Annotated in this window: 24 protein-coding genes; 8 read left to right on the forward strand and 16 right to left on the reverse strand. The window is 59.8% G+C overall.

Annotated features, from left to right (window positions below):
- Positions 1-349 precede the first annotated feature (349 nt).
- Entirely contained in the window at positions 350-1,459 is a 1,110-nt protein-coding gene (locus BS630_RS22955; protein ID WP_077979275.1) for an acyltransferase family protein, read from the reverse strand.
- Between the two features lie 252 nt (positions 1,460-1,711).
- Here BS630_RS22955 and BS630_RS22960 point away from each other — a divergent pair, with 252 nt between their 5' ends.
- The 3 genes from BS630_RS22960 to BS630_RS22970 all read left to right on the forward strand — a co-directional run bounded on the left by BS630_RS22960 (position 1,712) and on the right by BS630_RS22970 (position 8,330).
- Positions 1,712-4,030 carry a membrane-bound PQQ-dependent dehydrogenase, glucose/quinate/shikimate family gene (locus BS630_RS22960; protein WP_077979166.1) on the forward strand — a complete coding sequence of 773 codons (2,319 nt, stop codon included), beginning with the start codon at positions 1,712-1,714 and terminating at the stop codon, positions 4,028-4,030.
- A gap of 146 nt (positions 4,031-4,176) precedes the next feature.
- Positions 4,177-5,964 carry an adenylate/guanylate cyclase domain-containing protein gene (locus BS630_RS22965; RefSeq protein WP_077979167.1) on the forward strand — a complete coding sequence of 596 codons (1,788 nt, stop codon included), beginning with the start codon at positions 4,177-4,179 and terminating at the stop codon, positions 5,962-5,964.
- Between the two features lie 194 nt (positions 5,965-6,158).
- Entirely contained in the window at positions 6,159-8,330 is a 2,172-nt protein-coding gene (locus BS630_RS22970) for an adenylate/guanylate cyclase domain-containing protein (protein WP_077979168.1), read from the forward strand.
- 14 nt (positions 8,331-8,344) lie between these two features.
- On the opposite strand, the gene BS630_RS22975 is transcribed toward BS630_RS22970, so the two are convergent.
- From BS630_RS22975 to BS630_RS22995, 5 genes are all read right to left on the reverse strand, one after another.
- Positions 8,345-8,845: a YHS domain-containing (seleno)protein gene (locus BS630_RS22975; protein ID WP_131642815.1), complete on the reverse strand. Its 501-nt coding sequence runs from the start codon at positions 8,843-8,845 to the stop codon at positions 8,345-8,347.
- Positions 8,846-8,858: 13 nt separating this feature from the next.
- On the reverse strand, positions 8,859-9,452 hold the full coding sequence (locus BS630_RS22980) for an ankyrin repeat domain-containing protein (RefSeq protein ID WP_077979170.1): 594 nt from the start codon (positions 9,450-9,452) through the stop codon (positions 8,859-8,861).
- 134 nt (positions 9,453-9,586) lie between these two features.
- The gene (locus BS630_RS22985) at positions 9,587-10,369 is read right to left on the reverse strand and encodes a FadR/GntR family transcriptional regulator (RefSeq protein WP_077979171.1); all 783 of its coding nucleotides are present in this window, start codon (positions 10,367-10,369) and stop codon (positions 9,587-9,589) included.
- Between the two features lie 193 nt (positions 10,370-10,562).
- Complete coding sequence (locus BS630_RS22990) at positions 10,563-11,549, reverse strand: substrate-binding domain-containing protein (RefSeq protein WP_077979172.1); 987 nt, start codon at positions 11,547-11,549, stop codon at positions 10,563-10,565.
- Positions 11,550-11,597: 48 nt separating this feature from the next.
- Positions 11,598-12,578, reverse strand: coding sequence for an NAD-dependent epimerase/dehydratase family protein (locus tag BS630_RS22995; protein ID WP_077979173.1), 981 nt, complete (start codon positions 12,576-12,578; stop codon positions 11,598-11,600).
- Between the two features lie 259 nt (positions 12,579-12,837).
- On the opposite strand from BS630_RS22995, the gene BS630_RS23000 reads away from it, so the two are divergent.
- Both BS630_RS23000 and BS630_RS23005 read left to right on the forward strand, forming a co-directional pair.
- Positions 12,838-13,578: an ATP-binding cassette domain-containing protein gene (locus BS630_RS23000; RefSeq protein WP_025395777.1), complete on the forward strand. Its 741-nt coding sequence runs from the start codon at positions 12,838-12,840 to the stop codon at positions 13,576-13,578.
- Positions 13,579-13,618: 40 nt separating this feature from the next.
- Positions 13,619-14,617: an ABC transporter permease gene (locus tag BS630_RS23005; protein ID WP_029872506.1), complete on the forward strand. Its 999-nt coding sequence runs from the start codon at positions 13,619-13,621 to the stop codon at positions 14,615-14,617.
- 60 nt (positions 14,618-14,677) lie between these two features.
- On the opposite strand, the gene BS630_RS23010 is transcribed toward BS630_RS23005, so the two are convergent.
- The 6 genes from BS630_RS23010 to BS630_RS23035 all read right to left on the reverse strand — a co-directional run bounded on the left by BS630_RS23010 (position 14,678) and on the right by BS630_RS23035 (position 20,441).
- The gene (locus BS630_RS23010) at positions 14,678-15,727 is read right to left on the reverse strand and encodes an ABC transporter ATP-binding protein (protein WP_077979174.1); all 1,050 of its coding nucleotides are present in this window, start codon (positions 15,725-15,727) and stop codon (positions 14,678-14,680) included.
- Positions 15,728-15,740: 13 nt separating this feature from the next.
- Positions 15,741-16,583, reverse strand: a complete 843-nt coding sequence (locus BS630_RS23015; protein WP_077979175.1) for a carbohydrate ABC transporter permease — start codon at positions 16,581-16,583, stop codon at positions 15,741-15,743.
- Positions 16,580-17,503 carry a carbohydrate ABC transporter permease gene (locus BS630_RS23020; RefSeq protein WP_077979276.1) on the reverse strand — a complete coding sequence of 308 codons (924 nt, stop codon included), beginning with the start codon at positions 17,501-17,503 and terminating at the stop codon, positions 16,580-16,582. The genes BS630_RS23015 and BS630_RS23020 overlap by 4 nt, the downstream gene beginning before the upstream one ends.
- Positions 17,504-17,514: 11 nt before the next feature.
- A complete protein-coding gene (locus BS630_RS23025; protein ID WP_077979176.1) occupies positions 17,515-18,762 on the reverse strand; it encodes an ABC transporter substrate-binding protein in 1,248 nt (415 codons plus the stop codon).
- Positions 18,763-18,894: 132 nt separating this feature from the next.
- Positions 18,895-19,686 (reverse strand): SDR family NAD(P)-dependent oxidoreductase, encoded by a 792-nt coding sequence (locus BS630_RS23030; protein ID WP_077979177.1) that lies wholly within the window; start codon positions 19,684-19,686, stop codon positions 18,895-18,897.
- Positions 19,683-20,441 carry a FadR/GntR family transcriptional regulator gene (locus BS630_RS23035; RefSeq protein WP_077979277.1) on the reverse strand — a complete coding sequence of 253 codons (759 nt, stop codon included), beginning with the start codon at positions 20,439-20,441 and terminating at the stop codon, positions 19,683-19,685. Before BS630_RS23035 ends, BS630_RS23030 begins: the two co-directional genes overlap by 4 nt.
- A 160-nt stretch (positions 20,442-20,601) precedes the next feature.
- Here BS630_RS23035 and BS630_RS23040 point away from each other — a divergent pair, with 160 nt between their 5' ends.
- From BS630_RS23040 to BS630_RS23050, 3 genes are read left to right on the forward strand one after another with little or no spacing between them, the layout of a single operon-like run.
- Positions 20,602-21,747 carry a mandelate racemase/muconate lactonizing enzyme family protein gene (locus BS630_RS23040; RefSeq protein ID WP_077979178.1) on the forward strand — a complete coding sequence of 382 codons (1,146 nt, stop codon included), beginning with the start codon at positions 20,602-20,604 and terminating at the stop codon, positions 21,745-21,747.
- A gap of 58 nt (positions 21,748-21,805) precedes the next feature.
- Positions 21,806-22,672, forward strand: coding sequence for a DUF6772 family protein (locus BS630_RS23045; RefSeq protein WP_026265415.1), 867 nt, complete (start codon positions 21,806-21,808; stop codon positions 22,670-22,672).
- Positions 22,672-23,007 carry a hypothetical protein gene (locus BS630_RS23050; protein ID WP_077979179.1) on the forward strand — a complete coding sequence of 112 codons (336 nt, stop codon included), beginning with the start codon at positions 22,672-22,674 and terminating at the stop codon, positions 23,005-23,007. The genes BS630_RS23045 and BS630_RS23050 overlap by 1 nt, the downstream gene beginning before the upstream one ends.
- A gap of 41 nt (positions 23,008-23,048) precedes the next feature.
- On the opposite strand, the gene BS630_RS23055 is transcribed toward BS630_RS23050, so the two are convergent.
- The 4 genes from BS630_RS23055 to BS630_RS23070 form a co-directional block, all read right to left on the reverse strand.
- The gene (locus BS630_RS23055) at positions 23,049-24,443 is read right to left on the reverse strand and encodes an FAD-dependent oxidoreductase (protein WP_077979180.1); all 1,395 of its coding nucleotides are present in this window, start codon (positions 24,441-24,443) and stop codon (positions 23,049-23,051) included.
- 19 nt (positions 24,444-24,462) lie between these two features.
- Positions 24,463-25,266, reverse strand: a complete 804-nt coding sequence (locus BS630_RS23060) for an SDR family NAD(P)-dependent oxidoreductase (protein WP_077979181.1) — start codon at positions 25,264-25,266, stop codon at positions 24,463-24,465.
- 316 nt (positions 25,267-25,582) lie between these two features.
- On the reverse strand, positions 25,583-26,140 hold the full coding sequence (locus tag BS630_RS23065; protein WP_077979182.1) for a c-type cytochrome: 558 nt from the start codon (positions 26,138-26,140) through the stop codon (positions 25,583-25,585).
- Between the two features lie 125 nt (positions 26,141-26,265).
- The gene (locus tag BS630_RS23070; protein ID WP_312875954.1) at positions 26,266-26,667 is read right to left on the reverse strand and encodes a methyltransferase; all 402 of its coding nucleotides are present in this window, start codon (positions 26,665-26,667) and stop codon (positions 26,266-26,268) included.
- Between the last annotated feature and the right edge of the window lie 2 nt (positions 26,668-26,669).

Genomic DNA, 26,669 nt, shown 5'->3' on the forward strand with positions numbered 1-26,669 from the left:
ATTTAGGTATCTGAGGCTTATACAGGAGCCGATAATGCAGCTGCGGCGTTCTCTCGAACTGAACGCTAAATTGATATCCCTGAAAAGATGAATTTGGCCATAGGCTTACGCTCGAGCGCATATGCGCTGGCAACGAACAGCTCGTCCGGCAAGCGTGACATCGACCGCATCAAGGTTTGCGCAGCAGCCTAGGGAAAACTCGGCCCCTACGATGGACCCGGATATTTATCTGAGGCGATCGGTCAGGCAACAACGAAACAGGGCCGCCGCTATGGCGAGCCCTGCTGATGTTCTTGCCGGTTGAGCACCTGCGATGGAATTGCCAGCCTCGAGGCCGATATCGACAAACCTATTTCGAGACCGCGCCGGCCAGTTGCCGTTTTACGCTGCGTTGGAGACTGAGGTTTTCGAGCCAGGTGACTTGTTTCCGCAATTTCAACGCCGGCTTTTCGATGAATCTCCACGAGAAGGCGGCAAAGCAAGCGGCAACAATGCTGCAGACGATGCCGTTCAACCACCAGTTATGCGCCCAGGGGCCGAGCGCTACGAACGCCTGTTGGATCGGATAGCCATAGAGGAAGACGCCGTAGGAGTAGTCGGCCCCACGCAGGACGCCGAGCTTGCGGGGCGAGGTGAGACCAAGGAAGACCGTGACGTATCCCATGGCCGGAATGGCAATGAAGTCCCCAAAGGAGGTAAACCAGTAGGCCCACAAAATCATTGCCACAGAGGCGAGGAAAATTCGGATATCCCAAAGAACCTTGTCCTTGTAGAGATAGAAGGTCACCCCCACAAGAAAAGCACAAATGAGCAGATTGCCGGACGCGGTCGTCGGCATAGTTGCCCAATCGCTTCCATGTTTCCAATATCTTGCAATACCGAAGGCCATGATCAACGCCGGCGTGGCGATAAGAGCAATCACCCGCCGCCTGACTACGCCGAGCAGGAAGAGCGCGGCGATCACGGCATAGCACTCAAGCTCGAAGGGCACCGTCCAGAGCTGCCCGTTCACCATTGCGGCGTCAGGATTATCAAGGAATACCCCGGGTAGATTGAAGTGAATGTGCCCTGTGACATTCATCAGATATGTAAAGAATTGAGGATCGGTGAAATAGTCACGCAGGTCATACTCTGTATAGATCGCTCCGAGTATAAAGGCAGCCAGCAACACCTCTACCGCGAGAGCGGGATAGATCCGGATAAATCGATTGCCGAGAAAAGAGACCAATGTCTTCGATCGTTCGAGACTGCCGGCCACCAGAAACCCGCTCAGGACAAAGAACATGGGCAGAACTGACTTGATGACAGGGCGGAAGGGCGACTCCCAGAGAAACAGGTCGTCGCCATAGGTGACACGGGCCGTGTGTATCCAAAGCACTGAAAAGGCTAACAGTAATCGCATATAGTCGAATCCTGTCGGTCGCCCGTTCGCTAGATCAAGCTTTTCGCCGAGAACCATCTGTGCCCCTTTCAGAAGTATTGACTCGATTTGGAATGGCAAGCCGTTGCCGCAGAGCGGCAGCGGCATCATTGCCGGGTCGGGGCCGCGTGTCAGTGACCACAGGTACATCAGGTAAAATTGAACGAGAGAGCAGCCCTCTCCCGAAGACGCGTCTCTGACCATCAACCCATGGCCCTGTGCTTCCCGAGGGCCATGCGACGGTCGGAGTTGGAATCCAGGTGATCGGGCGGCGGATTGGATGAGGAGACTATGAAATTTCTGGCCACCCTGTTCTGTATTGTTCTTGCCCTTATCGGACTGGCACTGATCGGAGGCGGCGCCTGGCTGCTGCGCCTTGGCGGCTCGCCCTATTACGCAATCGTCGGGCTGGCCTATCTGGTTGCCGCCCTTCTGCTGTGGCGCCGGAAGACGCCAGGCGGGCTCATCGTCCTGCTCGTCGCCGTTTTCACCCTTCCCTGGGCGCTATGGGAGTCGGGTCTCAATTTCTGGGCGCTGTTTGCCCGCTTGATGTCCCCCATCGCGCTGGCGGGCTTTGCCCTTCTCTTTGCACCGTCGCTTTCCCCGGCCGCCAACCGGAAGCTCTTTTATGGCGGCGCCTTGGTGACCGCTCTCATCTTTGTCGCGGGTTTCGGTCTCAGCTTCGTGCCGCATGGGATCATCCAGCCCTCCGCCGACATTACCGCCTATAAGGTCGTCAAGGGCGACAACTCTCCCTCCGACTGGACATCCTATGGCCGCACCACGGCAGGAGATCGTTATTCCCCATTCGATCAGATCAACCGCGGAAATGTTTCCAAGCTCGATCTCGCCTGGACATATCGCACCGGAAAAGGCGATGGCGCCGATCAGAACACGCCTCTGCAGATCGGCGATACCGTCTACACCTGCACGCCGACAGATGTGATCGCAGCGCTCGATGCAGATACCGGCAAACCCCGCTGGACCTTCGATCCCAAGGCGACGGCGCCTTACTGGCAGCGCTGCCGCGGCCTCGGTTACTACAAGATGCCGACGGAAACCCAGTCCGCCGATGGTCTTTGCAATGAGCGCCTTGTGCAGACGACGATCGATGCCCGTCTCCTGGCGATCGACAGCAAGACCGGCGCGCCCTGCAAGGACTTCGGAGACAATGGCACCGTGCAGCTTTCCCAGGGCATGGGCGAAGTCAAGACGGGCTATTATTTCCAGACATCGGCGCCACTGATTGCCCGCAACCTGATCGTCGTCGGAGGCTGGGTCACGGACAATCAGGAGGTCGGCGAACCCTCTGGCGTCATCCGTGCGTTCAACGTCGTCACCGGCGAGCTCGAATGGGCATGGGATCTCGGCAACCCGCAGATCACCAAACTCCCGCCGGAGGGCCAGACTTATACGCGGGCCACGCCCAACATGTGGACGACGGCCGCATTCGACGACAAGCTCGGCCTCATCTATGCACCGCTCGGCAATACCACGCCGGATTATTACGGCGTCAATCGCCCTGCCTTCGCCGATCAATACAACGCGACATTGGTGGCACTCGATGTGACGACGGGTCGAGAGAAATGGAAGTTCCAGACCGTCCATCACGATATCTGGGACTATGATCTGCCGGCTCAACCGGTCCTGGTCGATCTGCCTGACGGCAATGGCGCCACCGTGCCTGCTCTGCTGCAGACCACCAAACGCGGGCAGCTTTTTCTCCTCGACCGCCGAACCGGCACACCGCTTGCCGAAGTTCAGGAGAAGCCGGTGCCGCAGCAAGGCGGCGTGCCCGAAGAGAAACTCTCCCCGACGCAGCCCTACTCCGTCGGCATGCCGACAATCGGTGCGGAGCGCGTGACGGAGCAGACGGCCTGGGGCCTGACGATGTTCGATCAGTTGGCATGCCGCATCGCTTTCCGTAAAATGCGCTATGACGGCGATTTCACCCCGATCGGCACGCAATATGCAATCCAGCAGCCGGGAAATCTGGGTGGTCTCAACTGGGGAAGCGTATCGGTCGATCTGCCCAACAACAGGGTCTTCATGAACGATATCCGCGTGCCCAGTCTCTTCGCACTCATCCCACGCGAGGAGTATGTCGACTTTGCCCTCACCACGACCGCCCACGGCCCCTCCGCCCCGCAGCGCGGTACGCCTTACGCCATGGCCACCGAGATGTGGACATCGAGGCTCCGCGTTCCCTGCACCCAACCGCCCTTCGGCACCGTCACTGCAGTCGATCTGAAGACGCGCAAGATCGCGTGGCAGGTTCCGGCCGGCACAGCCGAAGAACTTGGGCCGTTCAAGATCAAAACCAAGCTGCCTATGCCGATGGGCCTGCCGAGCTATGCCGGCACCTCGGCGACCGCCGGCGGCGTCGTCTTCTTCGCCGGCTTCCAGGACTATTATATCCGTGCCTATGACGCCGAGAACGGTACCGAGCTCTGGAAATACCCACTGCCGGTCGGCTCGAGCGCGACGCCCATGACCTACGTCTCGCCGAAAACAGGCAAGCAATATGTCCTGATATCGGTTGGCGGCGCACCCTATTCGAAGGATGTCGGCGACTACGTCCTTGCCTTCTCTCTGAAAGACGGAGCTTAGCCGCGGATATCGCTTAGGCTTCACCGACCATCTTCAAGTCCAAGCAACCCGCCACGGACCGCTTCTTAGCGAACGCAATCGGATTTGGCGGCGTTGCCGATCACACTGTGTTATTTTGATCCGACGAGGAATTGGGACTTACGAGCGTGACGCGAAAACTGGCGGCGATCCTGGTCGCGGATGTGGTCGGCTACAGCCGCCTCGCCGGTGCGGACGAGGATCGCATCCTGGCGCGGCTGAGAACGTTGCGCAGCGACCTGGTCGATCCGACCATTGCCGTGCACAATGGCCGGGTCGTCAAGCGTACCGGTGACGGAAGCCTCATCGAGTTTCGCAGCGTCGTGGACGCCGTGCGCTGCGCGATCGAAGTGCAGACTGCCATGGTTGAGCGCAATATCGGCGTGTCGCCTGAACATCGCATCGAGTTCCGGGTCGGAATCCATCTGGGAGATGTGGTCGAGGAGAACGACGGCGACTTGATGGGCGACGGCGTCAATATCGCTGCGCGGTTGGAGGGAATTGCCAAGCCCGGTGCCATCTGTCTTTCCGAAGACGCCTACCGCCAGGTGAAATCGCGGCTCGATCTTGCCGTGACCGATCTCGGCAAAATTGAGCTCAAGAATATTGCTGAACCGATGCAGGTCTATTCGCTTCAGATCGGAACTCCGCAGCCGACCGCGGCACGACAGGTGCGGCCCGCAATCGAAATGCCGTCAGTTCCGGCCGTTCCCGACAAGCCGTCCATCGCCGTATTGGCGTTCAACAACATGAGCGGCGACGCCGAACAGGAATACTTCTCCGACGGTATCAGCGAGGACATCATCACCGACCTCTCGAAGCTGTCCGAGTTGCACGTGATCGCCCGCAACTCATCCTTCGTCTACAAGAATGTAATAGCCTCAGTGCCTGAGATGGCCAAGGCGCTCGGCGTCCGCTATGTCCTCGAGGGCAGCGTGCGCAAGGCCGGCAACCGCGTGCGTGTCACCGCCCAATTGATCGACGCCAGCAATGGCGGACATATCTGGGCCAGCCGGTTTGATCGCGACCTCACCGACATTTTCGCGGTTCAGGATGAGCTCACGCAGGAGATCGTGGCCGCGCTCAGACTGAACCTCACGCATGGCGACCAGGATCGATTGGCCAAAGGACGCGCACTCGACGTCGACGCTTACGAGTTGTTATTGCGTGGCCGCGAGCAGGCGTCGGCTCATACCCGAACCGGAAACAGAGCGGCCCGCAGCCTGGCGGCCGACGCCCTCGCAATCGATCCGCAATATGCGGCCGCCCAAGCACTCATCTCCTTCACCCACGTACTCGACTACGTCAACGCCTGGAGCAACGATCCGGAAGGCTCGCTGCGGATCGGGATGGATCTCGCGCAGCAGGCCGTGGAGATTGCCGAGGAACAGCCCAACGGCCACTTTGCACTGGGCATGGCTTGCATGTGGAACCGGGAACTGGACCGGGCGCGGGCAGAAGTGCAGCAGGGCCTCGCGCTGCAGCCCAACTCCGCCGAGCTTCTGCTACTGCTGGCCCATACCCAGATATTCTCCGGCGATCCCGCCGGCTCCCTGGAAACACTCGATGCATCGATGCGGCTCGACCCGCACCATCCGGAAATTCTCTTCCAATTTCGCGCCGATGCGTACTTTTCTCTCGGCGAGTATGAACAAGCGATTGCAGCCATCGAGCAGCGGCTCCAGCAAAACTCCCAATCGGAGACCGCCTACGCCCTGCTTGCCTCATGTTACGGCCACCTCGGTCGGTCGGAGGAGAGCCGTCAGGCCTGGGAGAAGGCACTCCGGATCAATCCTGATTTTTCTGTCGAGCGCCGCCGGCGGATCCTTCCATTTCGAAACCCCGAGGACTTTAACCGCCGTGTAGAAGGACTCCGTAAGGCAGGACTTACAGGTCCGAATCTTGGTCAATGCTGAAGGAAACTGCTGTCGACCCGATATCGCGGGCTGCTCGTTCTATGGGCGGACGTGCGAGCAGCCTTCCAGATTGCGCCCTCTCCACGGAGCATTTGGCCGGCGAACGTGATGCCAGTTCGGGCGACTCTGATAGCAACGGCACGGCACCTGCTGTAAGATAACGGCAAGGGATCGGACACCCGGAAAGAGCTGGTATGGAGCGCCGCCTTGCAGCAGTCCTGATTGCGGATGTGGTCGGTTACAGCCGCCTGAGCGAGATCGACGAAGAGGGAACGCGTATCCGCTTCCACACCGACCTTCACGAACTCTTCGAACCGAAGATCGCCACGCATCACGGCCGCCTGATCAAGACGATGGGTGACGGGATCCTCGTTGAGTTCCATAGCGTGGTGGATGCCTTGCGATGCGCCGTCAAAATCCAGCAACAGAAGGCTGAACGCAATGCGGCGCTGCGGCCCGAGCAGCGGATGTTTTTCCGCATCGGCGTCAATCTCGGCGATGTCATCGTCGAAGGAGAGGACATTCATGGAGACGGCGTCAACATAGCGGCGCGGCTGGAGAGCCTTGCCCAACCCGGCGGGATTTGCATATCCGGCACCGCTTTCGATCACACGGTACACAGGGCTGAGGTCGGTTTTTCCTCTCTCGGTGAGCAGCAACTGAAGAACATAGCCGATCCGGTTCGCGTCTATCGTGTTCTGTTAGACCCCTCCGAGGCAGGCAAGGTCGTCGCCTACCGTCGGCCGCGCCGCCGGGCGATCATCGTGGCCACACTTGCAGCGCTGTTGATTGCGGCCGCTGCGATTGTCTTCGCATGGCAATGGCCGTTTGTGCCCCAACGTCCATCGGTAGCGGTGCTTCCCTTCGCCAATTTGAGCAGCGACGCCGGCCAGGATTATTTCACGGATGGCATTACCGACAGCCTGATTGCCGATCTGACCATGCTTTCGGACCTTGACGTCATCGGCCGTAATTCGGTGTTTGCGTACAAAGGCAAGCCTCTCATTTTGGCCGACATCGGACGCGATCTCGGCGTGCGTTTTGTCGTTGCGGGCAGCGTGCAACGGATAGGCGATCAGATCCGCGTCAATGCGCAATTGAGCGATGCCGCAAGCGGCGACCACCTGTGGGCCAACAGATTTAACCGCGCCGCGGCGGATGTCATGGCTGTGCAGGATGAGCTCAGTCGGCAGATCGCCGAAGCGCTCGGCCTGAAACTCACTCAATCTGAGACGGAACGGATTACCCATCCGCCGACCGCCAATCTCGAGGCATACGACTACTACCTTCGTGCCGAGCAGGCGACGCGTACCGGCCGCCGTTCTCGGCTGCTCGAGGCACTGGCGCTCTTTGACAAGGCGGAGGCGCTCGACCCCAGTTTTGCAGAGGCCTTCGCGGCCGACGCGCACGCGACCGCCTATGTCTGGCGAAGCGCGTACGACGACGTTCTCCAGAGCGCGCTGGCGCGGAAAAGGGCCTACGAGAAGGCAAGTCGCGCGCTGGCGCTCGACTCGGCTCTTTCATCGCCATACGCCGTTCTTGCCGTCATGCAAGTCGTGGACCGCCGCTACGAGCAGGCGGTCACCTCGGCGCAGCAGGCAGTTTCGCTCGGGTCTGCCGATGCCGAAGCTCATATGGCGTTGGCATACGTTCAATTGTTCTCCGGCAATCATGCCGAGGCCGGCGCGGCCGTGGACACGGCGCTCAGGCACGATCCGAACCTCTCCGCCATCAACCGATATACTGCTGGCCTGGTATTTTATTTGCAGCGCGACTACACGAAGGCCATCGACAGCTTCGAACGCGCGCGCGATGGTTCTCCGGGAAATGGCGATTTCGTTACCCCACTCGCTATGGCCTATGTCCGTGCCGGTCGCCTCGACGACGCCCGTGCGACTGTCGCCGAAGGACTCCGCTTACTGGCTGGGCGCGATTCTCTGGCGGACTGGCGTCTCAGCAATGCCCATTTCCGCAACGAGCAGGATTTGGCGTTTATCCTCGATGCTCTGCGCGAGGCCGGCCTGCCGGAGTGGCCGTTCGGTTTCAAGGGCAACGAGCACGAACGCCTGCACGGTGAAGAAATCGCAAGTATCGTCATGGGCAAACTCCTCCGGGGCAAGACCGAGCCCTCAGGAAGCGCTGCACTCATGCAAATCGAACGCGACGGCAAGGCGGCCTTCCGCTCGACGACGCAGATGGTCACCGGAACGGTTTTCGTCAATGGCGACATGCTTTGCGAGCAGAGTGAAAACGCATTTGGACGAGCCGATTGCGGCCCGATCTACAGACCTGCAAACTCGCCCGCTGAAACCAGCTATGCTTACGTGAACTCCACGAAGGTCTTCTATTTTTCGCCAGTCAAATAGCCGCGCTCCACCGGTCAGTGATACTGATCCCGTTCGAGATCGGCTGCGACCTTCGGCCAGTTTCTATCGGCTTTCGGCGCTGCTTCGGCCACATGAGCGGCAAACCCTTCTGCCGATCCCTTGTCGTAGATCAGGTAAAGCTTGCCCTCGATGATCTTGAATGCTTCCGGATCGACGTTGATCGTCACCGATCCGAGAGCCACCTCGCCCGCGCAGTAGCCGCCATATTGAGGCGCATATTTGATCGGCTCGCTGATGAACATTTCACGGTGTTTGGCATTGGCAAAAAGCCACGGCGTCCCCAGCCATTCGTGGGAGAATTCCTCGGAGCCTTTCACCGCTTTGCCTTCGGTGAAATAGGCTACGGGGTCGTATCCCATGATCGCCACGCCGCCGAAGTAGCCCGTGTTTACCGCGTCGTCGGCAAAAGCCCGCGATCCACCGACAGCTGCCAAAGCCAGAAGGAACACCGCCATAGCAATTCCTCGCACACCGCTTCTGGTCCCCGCATACATCTGTGCCTCCTATTCAATCATGGATTTCCATGCACTTCGCGTATTCTTCTTCGCCGATGCGGCTGGCCGGAGGGCAAGGCGCACCATGCCGCTTGAAAAGCCGCACGATGTCCGAGTTGCCCTTCCAGATTGCTCGCGTAATTGGCGTGTAGCCGTGAACCTCCGCATGACCGACGTCAGCCCCCTCAGCGAGAAGAAACGTGGCGAGAGCGACGTGGTTTTCCTCACCGGCGACCATCAGCGGTGTCACACCTGCTTTATTGACCGCATCGTCGAGCGTCGCGCCATGGTGGAGAAGCAGTTTGCTGATCGGCACGCTGCCGGAAAAGGCCGCGGCATGAAGCGGCGTAAAGCCGCCCGAGTTCCGAGCCATGACGTCGGCCCCTTTGCCGATCAGCAATTCGGCTATGGCAAGCTGGGCTCCGAGCGCAGCGTTGATAAGAGGTGTTGCCTGATCGCGTGCCCGGCTGTCGACATCGGCACCGGTAGCCAGAACCTGCTCGACGACGGCGGTGTTCCCAGTGGCAACGGCATCGAACAAAGGGCTCTCCGCAGCGGCCACCGTCGCTGTGAAAATCAACGCCACCGATGCAAGCAGCCCACGCATGGCTCAGCCCCCGAAGGTTGCCAAGGAAAGTAGCACAAGCCGCGGGTTTTGGGTAGGCATCGAGGACTGTAGGAGGTTGAATTCCCCTGCATCAAGCTATCGGCAACGCGCCGGTCGGACACGATGCAAAAAATCTATCGTGACCACCGTGCGATGATGTCGTCGGTATTTGCCAACGCCTTGCGGACTGCGTTGCGCGCCATGTTCGGCCGCTGCAGTCGAATGTTTTTCTCAATATTTTCATGAAGTTTCAGCGCATATCGCAAATTGTCTTCCTCCCGCGTCACATGGGCGAAGAGGTGGTTTAGCGCCGATTCGATCAAGACGCCGAGCGGCACCAGCAGATCATTTCCGGAGGCGCGCAAGATCGCGATGTGAAATCGCGTATCGGATTCTGTTCGCTGCTGGAGCGATGTCGCCTGATCCATGTCATGCAAGGCCTGGCTGATCGCGGTCATTTGCTCGTCAGTTCGGCGCTCCGCAGCAAGCGCAGTCGCTTCCGGCTCGATCATATGCCTGAGTTCTTGCACGGCCCTCAGAAAGGATTCGCGATCAGGAGATGCCGCATACCAGCCCAAGACATCTCGATCCAGCAGGTTCCAACGTTCCTTGGGTTCGACCCAGCTGCCGATTTTCGGGCGGGAAGAAAGCAGGCCCTTGGCCATCAACATCTTGATCGCTTCGCGCACCGCCGATCGGCTGACTTCAAAGACTTCCGACCATTTTGCTTCATTTGGCAGGATCGTGCCCGGCGGATAGTCGCCGCGCACGATTCGCAGACCGATCTCGCCTGCCAAGGACACATGAACACTCGCCCCAGTCATGCGGGGAGAATTTGGGCGCCTTGTGGTGGCCGAGCGGTCAACCATCACCACCTCGAGCGCAGCCGTTGGCTTTCCCGATTTTTTGTCAGGCATTTATTTCTACTGCCTCAGCATTCTTCGACTGTCTGCACGTGTGATCAAAACAATCGTAATAACGAGGAAGTCGCCTGCGATTGACGCCAGCACAAAGCGTGGAATTCAGGGCGCGTCAAGCCCAGCGGATCTCTCGATCCGTCTCGTAACGACAGATGGCGCACCCTTTGAACCGGGTGCGCCAACCGTGAACCTACTTTTGAATGCAGGTGTCGACTGTATCCTTCGTGCACTCATCGAGCCCGGTGAAGACCGGATCTTCAACCGGCTTGCCGGCAATCAGATCCATCATCACCGACGGTGCCTTGTAGCCCATCTCGAACGGCCGTTGGCCGACGAGCGCTGTCACCAGCCCTTCCTTCGCAATGGCGACCTCGTCGCCGATCGTGTCGGCGGCACCAATGACGAAATCGTTGCTGGCGATCTTGTCGGCCAGCGGCTTGAACAGGTCGCGATAGGGTTGCGGTGCGCCGAACAATGGCCAGCCACCCATAATGCCGAATGCGTCCAAGTCGGGATTGGCCGCGAGGATATCGGTCATTGCCTGAACGCCCTTGGCACCGTCGTCATTGGTGAACACCGGGCAACCGGCGACCTCGGTCCAGCCACCCTCGCCTTTCAGCTCGGTCAAGCCTTTCTGGCCAGTAAGTGTGTCGCGCATCCCTTGTGCGCGGCGTAGAATATTGTCTGCTCCCGGATTGCCTTCGATCGTGCAGATCTTGCCGCCCTTCGGCTTGCCCTTCTTGATGTATTCGCCGATGCGTGCGCCCATCAGATAGTTGTCGGTGCCGAGATAGGTCTTGCGCAAGGCTGCGTCCTCGGCGGCAAGATCGGCATCAAGCGTCATCACCGGAACCGTCGGATTGGCGGTCTTCAGGGTCTGGGCAATGAGCTTTGCATTTGACGGCGAGATTGCGATTGCCGCCGTGTCTGCCTTGCCCAACATATCCTGAACGATCTGCGCTTCGCCGGCTTCATCGGATGTCGATGCCGGACCGGTGTAGAAGCATTCGTATTCCGAAGTGGGGTTCTCCTTGTTCCATTTCTGGCAACCTTGATTGATTGCTTCGAAGAACGGATTGTCGAGGCCCTTGACGACGATGACGAGTTGCTTCTTGGCCAAGGCCTGCCCGGCGGTCAGTGCTAAAACTGCGGCTGTAAGTAGTAATGCCTTCCTCATAGTTTCCTCCCTTGAAACAGACGGACACCGCGTGCCCGCCACACCAAATCAACCCGGATACCAGACGATGCGAGGCTCCTCCTTTGAACGCTCGTATTGCCAGGCCGAGTTGATAAGCATTTCGAGATCGTAGTTTGGCTGCCAATCCAGCAGGTATTTGGCCTTGCTGTTGTCCATCCAATTGGAATGGAAGCGGCTCGGTATGTCGACAGAGCCGAGATTGCGCGTGCGCAAGAGATAGGCGGCGACTTCAGCATAGTCGACGGGGCGATCCATGCAGATATTGAAGAGCTGCCGCTCCGCCCGCGGGTTGTCGATCGCTGCCAGTATTGCCGAAACAAGGTCGTCGACATGAACGAAGTTGCGTTTCAGCGGACGACCGTCAGCATCGAGCAGCAGCGGCACCGTACCCATCGCCGCATAACGCCGCGCCGCGTCTTCCGGAACGAGCGTCTTCCAGTCCGGACCGCCAAAGACGTCATCTCCAAAAGACAGCGAATACTTGAAATCGTCCTTTTCCATGATCCAGGGCGCGCGCAGACAACAGCCATTGAGGCCATACTGAATGCCAAACTGCTCCAGCATGACCTCTTCCAGGACTTTGGAGAGCGCATAGCTTCCCGGATAGGCACAATGGCGGGCGTTCTCGGTGATCGGGCCGTCGTGGCGATAGTGGAAATGTCCCACACCCGCATCACCACCGATCAGGATGAACTGGCGTGCGGTGACGCTCGTACGGAACTCCTCGAGCAGCCAAAAGAGACCTTTGACCGTGACATCCATGATGTCTTCAGGCGTTTCCTTGCATGTGGCGAGATGCACGACATGGGTAACATCATCCAGCGCCTTTGCCACGACATCGCGATCGGCGATCGAGCCTTGGAAGACATCGACACGGTCGGTCGCCTCGTACAAACGATTATGACAAAGCGCACGAATACGGGCTTTGGAAAATCTCGGATCGTCAAGCAGCCCAGCAATGAAGCGCCGCCCGACCTTGCCCGTCGCACCGGTCACAAGGATCAGCATGCTTTTTCTCCCCCATTGATAGCTAATATCCGGGCGCCACTTTCGTCAAATGATATTTGTCTGACAAAACAGATTTTTGCGACAATAAGGTCAATGGCCGGGACAATGAGTTGACGCTGTCGCAGGGTTTTGCGTAAATGCTCCCAATCGCTTTTCCTGGGAGGGTATTGGAAAAGCGAATTCGCCGGAGCCTTGCATCGAAGACATGCAGGGTTCGGTGCGATGGATAGCCCGCAGGTTTTGGGAGGCGAGGAGGCTGGTGGCGGTTCTTGAGCTCAGCAATATTTCCAAACATTTCGGTGCCATCCAGGCAGTCAACGATGTTTCGTTTTCGCTCGAAGCCGGGCAGGTTGTCGGCCTGATGGGCGATAACGGCGCTGGCAAGTCCACATTGGTGAAGATGATCGCCGGCAACTTTCGGCCGAGCCATGGAACCATGCGGCTCGACGGCGCCGATCTCGTGCTTCATCGGCCGAAGGAAGCACGCCAGCATGGCATCGAGATCGTTCACCAGGATTTGGCGCTCTGCAACAATCTGACGGCGGCAGCGAACGTGTTCCTCGGTCGGGAATTGCGCCGCGGCGTATGGCCTCTTCGCATCCTCGACCACAAGGCCATGTACAAGCGCGCCGGCGAGATATTTCGCGAGCTCAAATCCGAGACGCGGGCGCGCGATCTCGTCAAGCAAATGTCAGGTGGCCAGCGCCAAGCGGTCGCGATCGGCCGCACGATGCTGTCGGAAGCGAAAATCGTATTGATGGACGAGCCGACCGCAGCCATTTCCGTGCGCCAGGTGGCTGAGGTTCTGAATCTGATCCGCCAATTGCGGGATCAGGGCATTGTCGTTGTCCTGATCAGCCACCGCATGCCCGACGTCTTCTCGGTCGCCGACCGTGTGATCGTGATGCGGCGAGGCAGAAAGGTAGCCGACAAGCAGATTGCGGCAAGTTCGCCGGAGGAAGTGACGGGACTGATTACCGGCGCCATCGAACAGGTGTGATCGATGCTATCCGTTGCAACAAGAAGGAAGAAGGTCGACGATGGCGATTACACTTGACCAAACGATCGGACAGAAGCAACGGAGCTGGCTTGCAACGATCATGAGCGGCCAGACATTCTGGGTGCTGATTGCAGTCATTCTAGCCTGCATTTTTCTGTCGATGGCAACGGACTCCTTTGCGACGGCGAAGAACATCTACAACATCACCCGCAACGTCACCTTCGTCGCCATTATCGCGCTGGGCATGACGCTGGTCATCATCACCGGCGGCATCGATTTGTCCGTTGGCTCCGTACTTTGTCTGTGCAGCATGGTGCTGGCTGTGGTTATGCACGCGGGCTATAGTATTGAAGTCGGCATCGCCGCCTCGATCGGTACGGCTCTTCTGGTCGGAGCTTTCAACGGCGTCTTGATTGCCTATCTCGGCTTCCCGCCTTTCGTCGTCACGCTCGGCATGCTGTCGATTGCGCGCAGCCTTGCGATGGTTGCATCCAACAACACTGTGGTTTTTGAATTCGGACCTGATCACGACAAACTATTGGCTCTCGGTGGCGGCGCCTGGTTTTTCGGCATCGCCAATCCAGTGCTTTACATGGTCGTGCTGGCACTCATTACCGGTTTCGTGCTGCGCTGGACCAAGTTCGGCCGCTATGTATTTGCCATCGGCGGCAATGAGCACGCCGCGACACTGACAGGCGTTCCGGTGCCGAGGATCAAGGTCATCGTCTATATGATTTCTGCCCTGTCGGCGGGGGTTGCCGGCATCATTCAGACCGGCTGGCTCGGCGCCGTCACCACAAACATCGGCGCCGGGATGGAACTTCAGGTCATTGCCGCCGCGGTTATCGGCGGCGCCAATCTGGCGGGCGGCGTCGGCACCGCCTTTGGAGCCTTGGTCGGCGCCGCACTCATCGAGGTCATCCGTAACAGTCTTGGTTTGCTCGGTATCAACGCGTTCTGGCAGGGTTGCTTTATCGGTGGCGCAATCGTGCTCGCCGTCCTTTTCGACCGACTTCGCAACTTGCGACAGGGCGAGTAGACGAACCCCGCTCTTCAGAGATTTCTGCGGCTCGCGCCCGCGCCAGGAGCTGCCATACGTTCAAGCAGTCCAGCCTTGTTCAGTCCGCTTTATTGTCTGCCCGTTGCCATTGAAAAAGTGCACCTTCGAGACATCGGCGGTGAGCCCTAGTTGGTTTCCCGCCTTCATATCACCACCGTCGTGCAGGACGAGGCAATCATGCCCGTCCGGCAGCTTGACGTGAAGCAGTGTTACCGCCCCGGTATATTCACAAAGCCCGACGGTTCCGCGCAGCGTCCCGTCTCGAGGTTCCACGACCGTCAGATGTTCCGGCCTTATCCCGATGGTCTCGGCCGTGGTATCCGCTGCCCTTGCACCTGTCAGCAAAGGCGCGATATCTGCCGGGAGCAGGTTCATTTTTGGGCTTCCGATGAATTGCGCCACGAAGATATTTGCCGGCCGCTCATATAATTCCCGGGGGGAACCGACCTGCTCGACACGGCCGTCGCGCAGAACGACGATCTTGTCGGCGAGCGTCATCGCTTCGATTTGGTCGTGCGTTACATAGATCATCGTCGTGGAGAGCCGCTTGTGTAGTGCGGCGATTTCAGAGCGCATGTGCACGCGCAACTCTGCATCGAGGTTCGACAGCGGTTCGTCGAACAGGAAGACATCAGGATTTCCGACGATGGCCCGGCCGATCGCGACGCGCTGCCGCTGACCGCCGGAAAGCTCACGGGGGTAGCGATCGAGCAATGCTTCGAGCTTCAGCGTGGCGCTTGCTTCATCGACACGCTTCTGACGCTCCTGTGCCGGAACTTTGCGAACCTTCAGCCCGAAACCCATATTGTCCCGGACGGTCAGATGTGGATAGAGGGCATAGGATTGGAAGACCATGGCAACACCGCGTTTCGAAGCCGGCACTTCGTTGACCACCCGGCCGCCAATCGCAAGTTCACCGCCGCTGAGATATTCCAGTCCCGAAATCAGCCGCAGCAAGGTGGACTTGCCGCAGCCTGACGGACCGACGAATACGACGAACTCGCCCGGATCGATCCTGAGATCGACGCCGCGGATGACCTCGACGGCGCCGAAGCGTTTTTCGATGCCTTTAAGCGATACACTGCTCATGAACGAAAAATCCTCATCCCTTCACGCCTGATAGCGCAAAACTTTCGATGATCTGCCGCTGGGCGATCAGATAGACGATCAGGATCGGCACCACAGCAAGACTGGTAGCGGCAAGTTGCAGGTTCCACAGCGGTAAGCCGTAGCTGTCGTTGAAGTTGGACAAGGCCAAGGGCAGCGTGAACATGTCGAGCGAGCTCAGAAAGATCAACGGCTCCAGGAACAGGTTCCACGAGAACAGAAACGTGATGATGGAAACCGCAGCCAGGGCCGGACGCGCCGTCGGCAGCGCTATCTTCCACCAAACGCCGAAGCGTGAAAGGCCGTCCATTTTGCCGGCTTCTTCCAGTTCCTTGGGCAAGGCCAGGAAATACTGGCGCATCAGGAACGTTGCCATCACTCCATGGGGGCCGAAAGTCGGCAGCAGGATTAGCGGCCAGTGAGTATCCACCAGGCCCAGCCAACGCATCAGGAAGAAGTTCGGAATGATCGTCACTTCCTCCGGCACCATGAGCGCCGAGATCAGAAAAAGCATCAGCAGCCCGGCACCGGCAAACCGCATGCGCGCCAGCGCATAGCCGGCCAGGGACGAGATGGCGAGGGTGAGCGCCGTCACCACGATCGCGATGTAAAGCGAGTTGAAATACTGCCGCGCGAACGGCTGGTAGGTGAACACTTCGACGAAATTCTGCCAGCGCCAGACGCGGGGAATAAGCGTCGGCGCACCGAATATCTCGGTCACGCTCTTGAAGCCGGCAGACACCATCCAAACGAATGGGAAAACAAAAGGTATGGCGGCGATCAGGAGCGCGATCGTCCAGCAGGTGCGGTAGAGGATCTGGATTTGGCGCTGGGTCATTCCGATCCCTTTCTCCGCAGCATCACCTGTACCAGGGTCAGCGCCATGATCATCACGAACATGATCATCGCGAGCGCCGAGGCATAGCCGACATTGAAGAACTTGAAGCCCTGCTGGTAGATGTAGAAGGCAAGCACCAGCGTGCCGTTTTCCGGGCCGCCACCGGTCATCTGATATATGTGATCGAAGACCTTGAAAGAACCGATCGTCGTGATGACCATGATGACGAGCGTGGTCGGCGCCAGCAACGGCCAGGTGATCATGCTGAAGATCTGCCGGCGCGAGGCGCCTTCCAGGCGCGCTGCCTCTTCATAGTCCCGCGGGATCGCCTGCAGCGCCGCAATGTAGAGGATCATGTTGAGGCCGACCATCTTGATGACGCGGGTGACGATGACCGCCGCCATGGCCCAGTTCGGTTCACGCAGCCAGTTTGGACCAGTGATCCCGACCAGCGCCAGTACCTGGTTGATGAAACCACCTTCTCCCTGCAGCAGAAATTTCCAGACGATCGCCCAGGCGATGGCCGAGGTGATGACGGGAGCGAAAAACACCGTGCGAAAGAACACGACCCCGAAGAACGGCCGGGAAAGGGAGAGCGCCAAGGCGAGCGCGAGCGCCATGTTGAGCGGCACGAGACCGATCGCGAAAATAACCGAATTGCGTACCACAAGCCAAAAGTCAGGGTTTTCGAGGAGCGCATTCTGAAAATTGGCAAGGCCTACGAAGGTGGCCTGCTGGCTGAGCAGGTTCCATTCGGTCATTGAATAATAGACTACTGCGCAGAGCGGACCGAGGAAGAAGATGAGGAAGCCGATGAAGGTGGGGCTGACAAACAGCCACGCCTCCATCATCTCTCTCATCTTCAACGTCAGCCAGGTCTTTTGGCCGGTTCGAATGGAGTTATGAACGGTATCGGCCATCTTCGTTCTGATCAAAGCAGCGGCTGGATTGCCGCGCAGATGCCCTTGATGGCGGCATCGACATCGGCATCCGGCTTCCACAGGGCATCGACGCGAGGCGCCATGGCGGCAAGGATCTGGGGCGCTTTTTCGTTAGCCGAGACCACCCGGCCCTTTTCTATCGCGGCAGCCACATTCTTCATCATCTCGGGCGGCACGAGCTTGTTGCCGTTGATGAATGCATCGGCCTGCAGAACGCTCTTGCGGGCCGGCGGGAAGAACTGCGCCATCGTGGCGACGTTCTCCTTATTGGTCATATGCGCCACGAATTCTGCGGCGATTTCGGTATTCTTGCCTTGGGCGAACACAACAAGACCGGCCTGGCCAATAACGGGTGACTCACCACCTGGGCCGGTGGGCAACGGTGCGATGCCCCACTTGAAGCCGGCTTCCGCCATCTTCGAAGCACGGGAAATCTGGTTGACCGTCATCGCCGAATTGCCGGAGAAGTAATCACCCTGTTCGCCCGGCGGAACGATGGACTTGTCCTTGAAGACCATGTCATGCAGCTGCTTGACCGCCTTGACGGCTTCTGGCTTATCGAAGCCGCATTCCTTGTTCGACCAGATGTCGCCGCCATAGGCGCGGATTGGCGGCAGAAGGGCGTGGGTCATGCGAGAGGCATAGCCTTCGCCATCCTTGAACTCGAAGCCCCATTTGCCGGGATTGGTTTGCGCGAGCTTCTTGGAGACTTCCTGGAACTTGTCCATGTTCCATTCGCCCTTGGCGGCGAGCGTCAGCGGATCTTCGAGCCCGGCTTTGTCGAACATGTCCTTGTTGTAGTAGATCATGAAAGGCGAGGTGGAGAACGGAATGCCGTAGACCGTTTCATCCTTCTGCCAGAGGCCCATGGCCGGCTTCGAAAAATCGTCGAAATCATAGCCTTCCGCCGCCTTGAGCGTCGGGCCGATATCCATCAGAAGATTGGCGTTTTCGAAAGCCGGAGCGGCATCCTCCATCATCCAGGCTATGTCGGGAGCATTGCCGCCGGCGATCTGGAAGGTCAGTTTCTGGGTGTAGTCGCTGACCGGCACGGTCTCGAACTTCACGTTCACGTCGGGATGCGTGGCTTTGAAGCTCTCCGCAATGCCATTCAGCATCTTCAGATGAGCCTCGCTCCCGGTCCAGACCGTCATGCGGAGATCCGTCGCGAAGACGGCGGACGTCGATATGCACAATGTCAACGCGGATGCTGCGATACCTGCTATTGCGGCCTTCATGGTTTCCTCCCTTTTTAGTCGTCGGCGATCAGCCTTCACCGAATGAATGCAAACGGCATTCGTCCGGCGTTTGGCTGCAAGCTGCGGCGGGTGGTGCCGCCGCGTGATCTCGAAAACCTTGCCACACGCCGCTCACCCGGCGGCGTGCGGAAGGCTCCCGGGCGCGTCTCCGATCGACCATCCTCCGTCGACCGGGATATTTGCACCCGTAATGTAGCTGGCAGCATCGCTGCACAAAAAAACAAACGCCCCAACCAGGTCCTGCGGCTGGCCCGGCCTGCCCACAGGGATCTTGGCGGCAACCGCTTTGCGGAACGCCGGGTCGCCGTAGCGCGCGGCACTGGCTTCGATCTCGATCGCACCCGGCGAAACCACATTCAGCGTGACGCCGCGATGGCCGGTTTCGCGCGCAATCGACCTGATCGCAGTCAACTGCGCCGCCTTGAGCGACGCATAAACAACCGTTTCCGCCCGCGGCCGCACCGCCATGATACTGCCTGTGGCGACGACCCTGCCCCAGCCCCGCTCGGCCATCGGCGGAACCAGCTTTGCCGTCAGCGTCAGCAGCGCCGAGAAATTCGATGCCACATGGGCGTTGACATGCGCCTCATCCAACTCCTGCCAGGGCCGCCGATGTTCGATGGCGGCATTGGCAATGAGGATATCGATCGGGCCGTGTGTTTTGAGCACCTCATCGGCAAAAGCCTGCGTCGCACGCCCGTCGGTGAAGTCTGCTTCCAGTACCGGCGCTGTGCCGCCGGTCGCCCGGGCCACCTCACGCGCGCCCGTCTCATTACCGAAATGATGCAGGATCAGTTCCGCTCCATGCTCCGCAAGGCCAAGCGCAACAGCCCGGCCGATGCCGGAACTGGCACCGGTTACCAGCACGCGTCGGCCTTTCAGTGAAAAGCGCGCGGCGCTCATCGCTCGGCATCTTTCAACTTGTCGGCCACCTCGAGCGAGGCAATGTCGGCAGCTTCGAAATGCTCCCGGATTTTTTGCTCGGCGAGGTCGGCATCACCAACTGCAATTGCGTCGTAGATTGCCTGATGCCGGCCAATCGTTGCCCGCCAGTCAGCGTCGCTGCGATTGGCGCGACGTGAAAACAATTCCGACACCTCGCGCTGCACGGAACGCATGCTCTCCATGTGCACGCGGATCATGTAATTACCCGTCGTCACGGCGAGGCCGAGGTGAAACAGGATGTCGGCGGCGGTAAAGCCGGAGGGCTCCTGGACGGAAGCCAGCATGCCCGCCAGGCCCTGCCGCATAATATCCAGACCTTCCGGATCGCGACGTTCGGCGGCGAGTCGGGCAATTCCGGTCTCGACGACGCGGCGCATTTCATTGGCTTCGCGCAGCCGCTTGAGACTGGAGCGGACCGCGTAGCCGTAGATTTTGTCCATCGATTCGCCGCTCAGCGCCTTGGCCCGGGCAACCTTGCCTTGTTGGGTGAAGATCAGCCCGGCTGCCGTCAGCTGGCGAAGCGCCTCGCGGGCGATAGGCTTCGAGACGCCGAACTCCCTGGCGATCTCCCCTTCGGGCGGCAACGGCTCGCCAGGCGAGATGCGCCCATCAAAGAGCGCGGCGGCAATCGCATCGGAAACCCCATCCGCCAACCGCGAAGGGTTGGGCGGCTTGGCGGTGAAAACGGGTTTCCTTTCGGGAATTTCACTCATCTCGATCCTCATATTCACAAAGCTAACACGCAGTTTCCAACTTAGCAACTAGGTTTATCAGTTGCCAAGTCACCAACATCTAGCTAGGAATAACAGACACGCCCCAAAGCAGCGAGCAAAACCAAGAGCAACGAGCAAAACATTGGGAACGAAAGAGCCGATGGATTCTGTGCAACCTTCGACCGGACCGGCGATCATTATTTCAGATGTCATCGCCCATCCGCTCAGCCAGACGCTGCCCAAACCGACCGTCACGTCCTGGGGTACCTATCACAAAGTCTCGATGGTTCTTGTCGAGTTGCGCACAGATGCCGGCATCGTCGGCGTCGGTGAGGTTCTGGCCCGGTTTTCGCCTAAGGCCTATGCGGAACTGATCGAAACCTCGTTAAAGCCACGGCTGATCGGACAGGACGCGCGTAACATCGGCGCGCTCTGGCAATCCATGCGGCGCTCGCTGTCAGGCCGCGCCGGCGGCATGCTGATCGAGGCGATCGCAGGCGCCGACATTGCGCTGTGGGACATCATGGGCAAGGCCGCGGGCATGCCGATCGCCAAGCTGCTTGGCGGCATCGGCCGGGAAACGATCGAGGTCTATGCCGCCGCCGTAAACTGGGTCGACGATGCTGAGGCGGATCGGGAACTGGAGCGCTATATCGGCGAGCGATTCCCGCGCATCAAAGTCAAGATGGCCAATCCGGTCAGAGAAGCCTGCCGGCGCATCGAACGGCTGCGCAAGCGCGCCGGCGACGATATCGAACTCTGTGTCGACGCCAACTGGGCCTATGATCTGGACCAGGCGATCGAGGTCGGCAGGGCACTTTCGACCAATGGCTACTTCTGGTTCGAGGAGCCGCTGGCGCCGGAAAACGAGCAAGGCTACGAGGAACTGCGCAAGCGCTGCGACGTGCCGCTCGCAGCCGGAGAGAGCAACTTTACCGCCGATCAGGCGCAGCGTCTCGTCGCCAACCGCACCCTTTCAATCCTGCAGCCGGATGTCGCCCGTGCCGGCGGCATATCCGAAACACGGCGCATGGCAGACTATGCCGCCCTGCACGATGTGGGCTACGCCCCGCATATCGGCATGTCCGGCATTATCTGCGAGACGGCCAGCACGCATCTGGCAGCCGCCCTTCCGAATTTCCGGGTGATGGAATGCGAATGCGATCTTAGCCCCTTCAAGCGCGACCTGGCCGATCTGGCGCCCGGCTGCCTGCGCCAGAAGAATGGCCGGCTCGACGTGCCGACACGGCCGGGTCTCGGCATCGAAATCGATTGGGACGCCGTCAAACGGCTCCGCGTACAGTGAGGTCAACACCATAATGACGACATCAGCGCCCTCTTCTACAGCCGACATGATGGAAGCCATGAGGCTCGCAATGCTTCGCGCAGATCCGGCGCTCAGTCGTTTCGATCCTCTGCCGCGCATCCTGTCGTTTGACGATTTTTCGCGCGGGCATTGCGGCTGGTCGCAGTTGGTCGGCAATTACGAGGACAGCCTCGACGTCATGCTGCCGGGCTTTGCCCAGCACTCGAGCGCCATGCTCTCAACTCTCGGGCATTGGGATGCAGGATCCCACGGCGGCATGGATTCGTCCTATGCGCTAAAGATCGCCACAAAGGCAAAACCGGGCGCCCAGAACGTTGCAATCAAGCGCCATACCTTCCGCAAGCGCGGCCCGATCCGCTTCGAGATTTTCTTCACGTTCAAGCCGGAGGCGACGGAGCTGAAACTATCGGAAACCGACGTGCGATCGATCGGCTTCCTGTTCGATCTGCAATGCGGCGATCGGGACGGAGACGGCGAGCGGGTTATGCCGCATCTGCGCTTTCTCAATGCACTTGACGGCAAGCACTTGCAGAAATGGCAGTACAAACGCGAGACCACGCCCTTCACCGCCATCGGCCGGGAAGACAAGACCGTAAGCCACTATCACCTGGCGCCCGAAGGCTGGCTGGACTTGCCGGATGGTGAACAACGGCTCTGCTACAACGAGATCCCGACGAAGGTGAACTGGAGCTATATGCGCTTCGATTTCGACCTCGCCTCCATGAAGGCGACCGGCTTGCAATGCAACGACCGGAATTTCGATGTATCCGGCTTCGAGTCGATCCGGATTCCGGCGATGAAAAACCTCTGGTGCATGCTGAACTTCTGCCTGTTCGCCGAGACGGATGTCGCCAAGCGTGCCTTTCTCTATGTCGATTCCATTTGCATTTCAGGGGATTTTTGATGCTTCCCGAAAACATCACGGCGGTGATAACCCGCAATGAGCGCTGGAGCGGTGACGCCGCGAGCGAACCCTATGAGGCCGGTTGGGCGCATGAAGCCGTATTCTTCATTCGGGCATTGAAGCCTCCCGTCGGCACTGCACCCAAGGGCTGGGTGGAAATCTCGCCTGACGGCATGCACTGGGTCCGGGAAGGAACGGAATTCGCCATGCCGGCCGAACAGGACGGCGTTGCCGTGGCCCGGCTCAACGCCTTCGGCAATTGGCTGCGCGTTGCAACCCGATTTGCCGATGGCGCTGAATGCACCGTGCTGGTGACCCTTCATCTGAAGGCCTGACTTGAGAAACCGCGGGTATCGCTCCCCGCTTTCTCCTTCCGTCAGCCAAGATAGGCGCCCTGGGCCAGAAGTTCCCTGCGCAAGTCCGCGTAGTCGACATGCCGGGGACTGGCCCTGTTGCCGACCGAAAGTGCCGCGGCAACACCGGCCGCCTGGCCGAGCGCAAAACAGGGCGGCATGACGCGAATGGCGCTGAGCGCCTCATGCGTCGCCGAGACCGCGCGGCCGGACACCAGCAGGCCCTCATGAACGCGCGGCAGCATGACCCGGTAAGGTATCTGGTAGATATTCGCCGCATCAAGCCCCTCGCCACCGGTCCCACCGCCCGAGCCTGTGGGGTCGTGAATATCGAGCGGATAGCCGCACAACGCCACGACATCGTCGAAGGCGCGGCCGGAATGCAAATCTTGCAGCGTCAGTTCGTAGGCTCCATCGATCCGTCGGGTTTCCCGTACGCCGATCTGGGTTGCCGTGTCCCGCAGTTCCACCTGTTCGAAGCCGGGCAGATTGTTGCGGAAGAAATCGAGCAGCGCCACGGTCTGCTCCCGGCCTTCGACCTCGGCAAGCGAGAGCTCAAGGGCATCAGCCCCATTGCGGCGCAACACGCGGCCGGTATTGATGCGCCAGACGCCCGGTTCCATGGTTTTGTAAAGGCCGATGCCGCGGCGAGGCGCGGGAAAGCGGCCCTCGGCCGTCGCCTTGGCGACGATCGAGGCGAAAGGCCGAAAATCCTGCGGATGCGCGCGGATGTAATCCTCCACAGCTTGGTCATCGACGTTCTGCACGCGGAAGAACAATGTTTGCGGCTGGGAAAGGCCGTCGCTTTCCCGCCCCTGACGGGTATGGACACCGGCATAATGGGCGACATCGCCGTCGGCCGAGCAATCGACGACGACCTTGGCACGAACGCTCCTCAACCCGCCTTTGCCGGCGCAAACGACCCCGAGCACCCGGGGATTGTCCGCGTCATGGTCATCGACAATGGCATCGACGACCATGGTGTGCAGCAACAATTCCACTCCCGCCTCGACGCACATGCGCTGCGCCGCGACCTTCGCCGCCTCAGGCTGGAAAGGTGTCACCTTGTCGTGGCCGTAGACGATGAAGCCGCAATAGGCCGAACCTGCCGGGATCGTACTCGGATGCAGCGCGCCGCCGAGCGCCATCATCCGCAGAACGAATTCTTCGTAGATGCCCCGGATCAGTTGCTGGCTGCCGTCGAGCGAATAGGAGGTCATGCAGGGGCCGACGAGGCCCGCCGTAAGGTTGCCGCCGAGGAAGCCGTAGCGCTCCACAAGGCGTACCCGCACGCCAAGACGTGCCGCCGCGACCGCGGCCGATAATCCCGATGGTCCGCCCCCGATGACGAGCACATCGACACCATCGAGTTCGGGAATATCGGCCGAATAGGCGTAACGGCGGGCTGTCTGCTGCATACTTCTATCCCCTCCCCATCTAGCGGAACATCGATCCGCCATCGACATCGAGCGCGGCGCCGTAGGTAAAGCTGGCTGCATCCGAGCACAGGAACATGATTGCCGCCGCCATGTCCTCGGGCCGTCCCATGCGCCGCATCGGCAGATTGCCGGCGATGCGGTCCTTCAGCGACTGGTCGATATGGGAGTGCATCGGGGAATCCGTCGGCCCGGGGTTCAGCGCGTTGATGCGGATCTTCTTGCTCGCAAGTTCCCGCGCCACCGATTTGACCATCGACAAGATCCCGGCTTTCGATGCCGCATAAGCGGTATCGGCGATCAGCCCGCCGCCGCCATGCACGCCGGCATCCGAGGCGATACAGACGATGTTGCCGCCATCGGCGTTGTCGAGCATGCGTTTGACCGCCGCCTGCACGACGAAGAAGCTGCCGAGCAGATTGACATCGAGCACGCGATGCCAATGCGCCCGATCCTGCTCGAATATACGCTTGGCTGTGATGATCGCTGCACATGTCACGACGTTATCGAGACGCGCCAGATTTGCGTCACAAAAATCGAAGGCCTTGTCGATGCTTTCCTGATCGCTGACATCCACCGTCACGGTGTGAATAGCCGCGCCGCCATTGCGCAGTTCCGCACCGTAGCGCTTCAGCCCCGCCTCGTCACGATCCGCCATGACGACTTCCGCGCCCTTGCTGGCGAAGGCCCTTGCCGTTTCAAGACCCATTCCGCTCGCTGCGCCCGTGATAAGGACGCTTCGGCCCGCAAAACTATCGTCGGAAAAGGTAGCATAGGTCCCAGACATCGTCGCAGCGTCCTTCATCAAGGGCAGCCCAACACCAGTCAGCAGGCTCGCCTCACCATTGCTAGTAACGTAGCAACTATGTTATATAGTTGTAAAGCGCAATGTGGAGGCGATACGCAGACTGGAAACAGAGTTTCGCGTGGGCAAAATACTCAGGACGGAGGGGCAACTGTTGGTCGCGCTGATCTCAAAAAGCGCGGCAGGCGGCGAAAATACGGGCTCGGGAAGGGCGATGTTCTCTTCCCGAACTGAACTCCGGCGCGATCATCCGGGGCGACTCCGCGCGAGTCGTGAGCCGGAAATGGGATGGGCGCCGCCCTGCAATGCGCCGCCCCTATTTCTCCGCCGGCGCCACGATCTTCATCACGAACGAAGTTGGCGCCTCGCCCGGCCCGAACGGTCCGGGCACCTTGTTGCTCACCGGCGGCAGGCTCTTGAGATAGGCCGCAATCGCCGCGGCGTCAGAGTCGGTGAGCTTCGCCAATGCGGGCCACGGCATGACCGGAGCGAGTATGCGTCCGTCGGGGCGCCTGCCTGTCCGGATCGCAGTGACGATATCACGCTCGCTCCAACGCCCGAGACCCGTCTCCTCATCGGGCGTGAGGTTGGGGCCGTAGAACACCCCGACATCAGGGATCTCGAAACCGACCTCGGAGCCGCCGAGGTGACGCGTCATGTCCGGCTTGCCGAGGAAATGTCCCGGCGTGTGGCAATCGGTGCAGCTCGTGATGGTCACCAGGTATTTCCCCCATTCGACCAGCTCGCTGTCGGCCGCGCCGGCAGGCGACGATCCAATCGCCGCCGCCAGCGCTGCGAATGCTGCGGGCAACACCCGCCTGGCCGCCCGCGACGCCACGCGCGTGACAGCAGTTCCGAAATCGTGAATGCTCATGCTTCCCTCCGTCCCGTTGCTCTGGAGCATGATGCCGAAAAGTGTGCGCGGTTTTCAGACGACATCATGCTCTGATTTAGATCAGGTTTCATATTTTAGGCCGATTGGGCCCAAATCATCCTGATCTAGGGCTTGCGGCCGATCACCGCGCCGTTCGCGGCGGGTGCGTCGAACCAGACCGTCTCGATGTGCCGGAAGCCGGCTTCCTCGAGCCACGCCGAATATTCGGCCGGCGTGTAGTTTCGCCCTTCCGTCTCGATCAGCATGTTGAGGCTCATCAGCGCGGCCGGCGCCGGCCCGGTCTTTTCGTCATTGACGAGAAGCTCGCTGATGATCACTGCGCCGCCGCTCGGCAAAGCCTCGAAGGACCGGCGCAGCAGGGCGCGGTTCTTGGCCTCGTCCCAATCGTGCGGGATCATCGACAGGAGATGCACCTCGTGATCCCCGGGAAGCTGTTCGGAGAAGTTGCCGCCGGCGGTCTCGCACGGCGAAATTCGACTCCCTATTTTTGCATAGACGTCGGCGATAC

The organism is Rhizobium laguerreae (genome assembly GCF_002008165.1).
GTDB classification, from domain to species: domain Bacteria; phylum Pseudomonadota; class Alphaproteobacteria; order Rhizobiales; family Rhizobiaceae; genus Rhizobium; species Rhizobium laguerreae.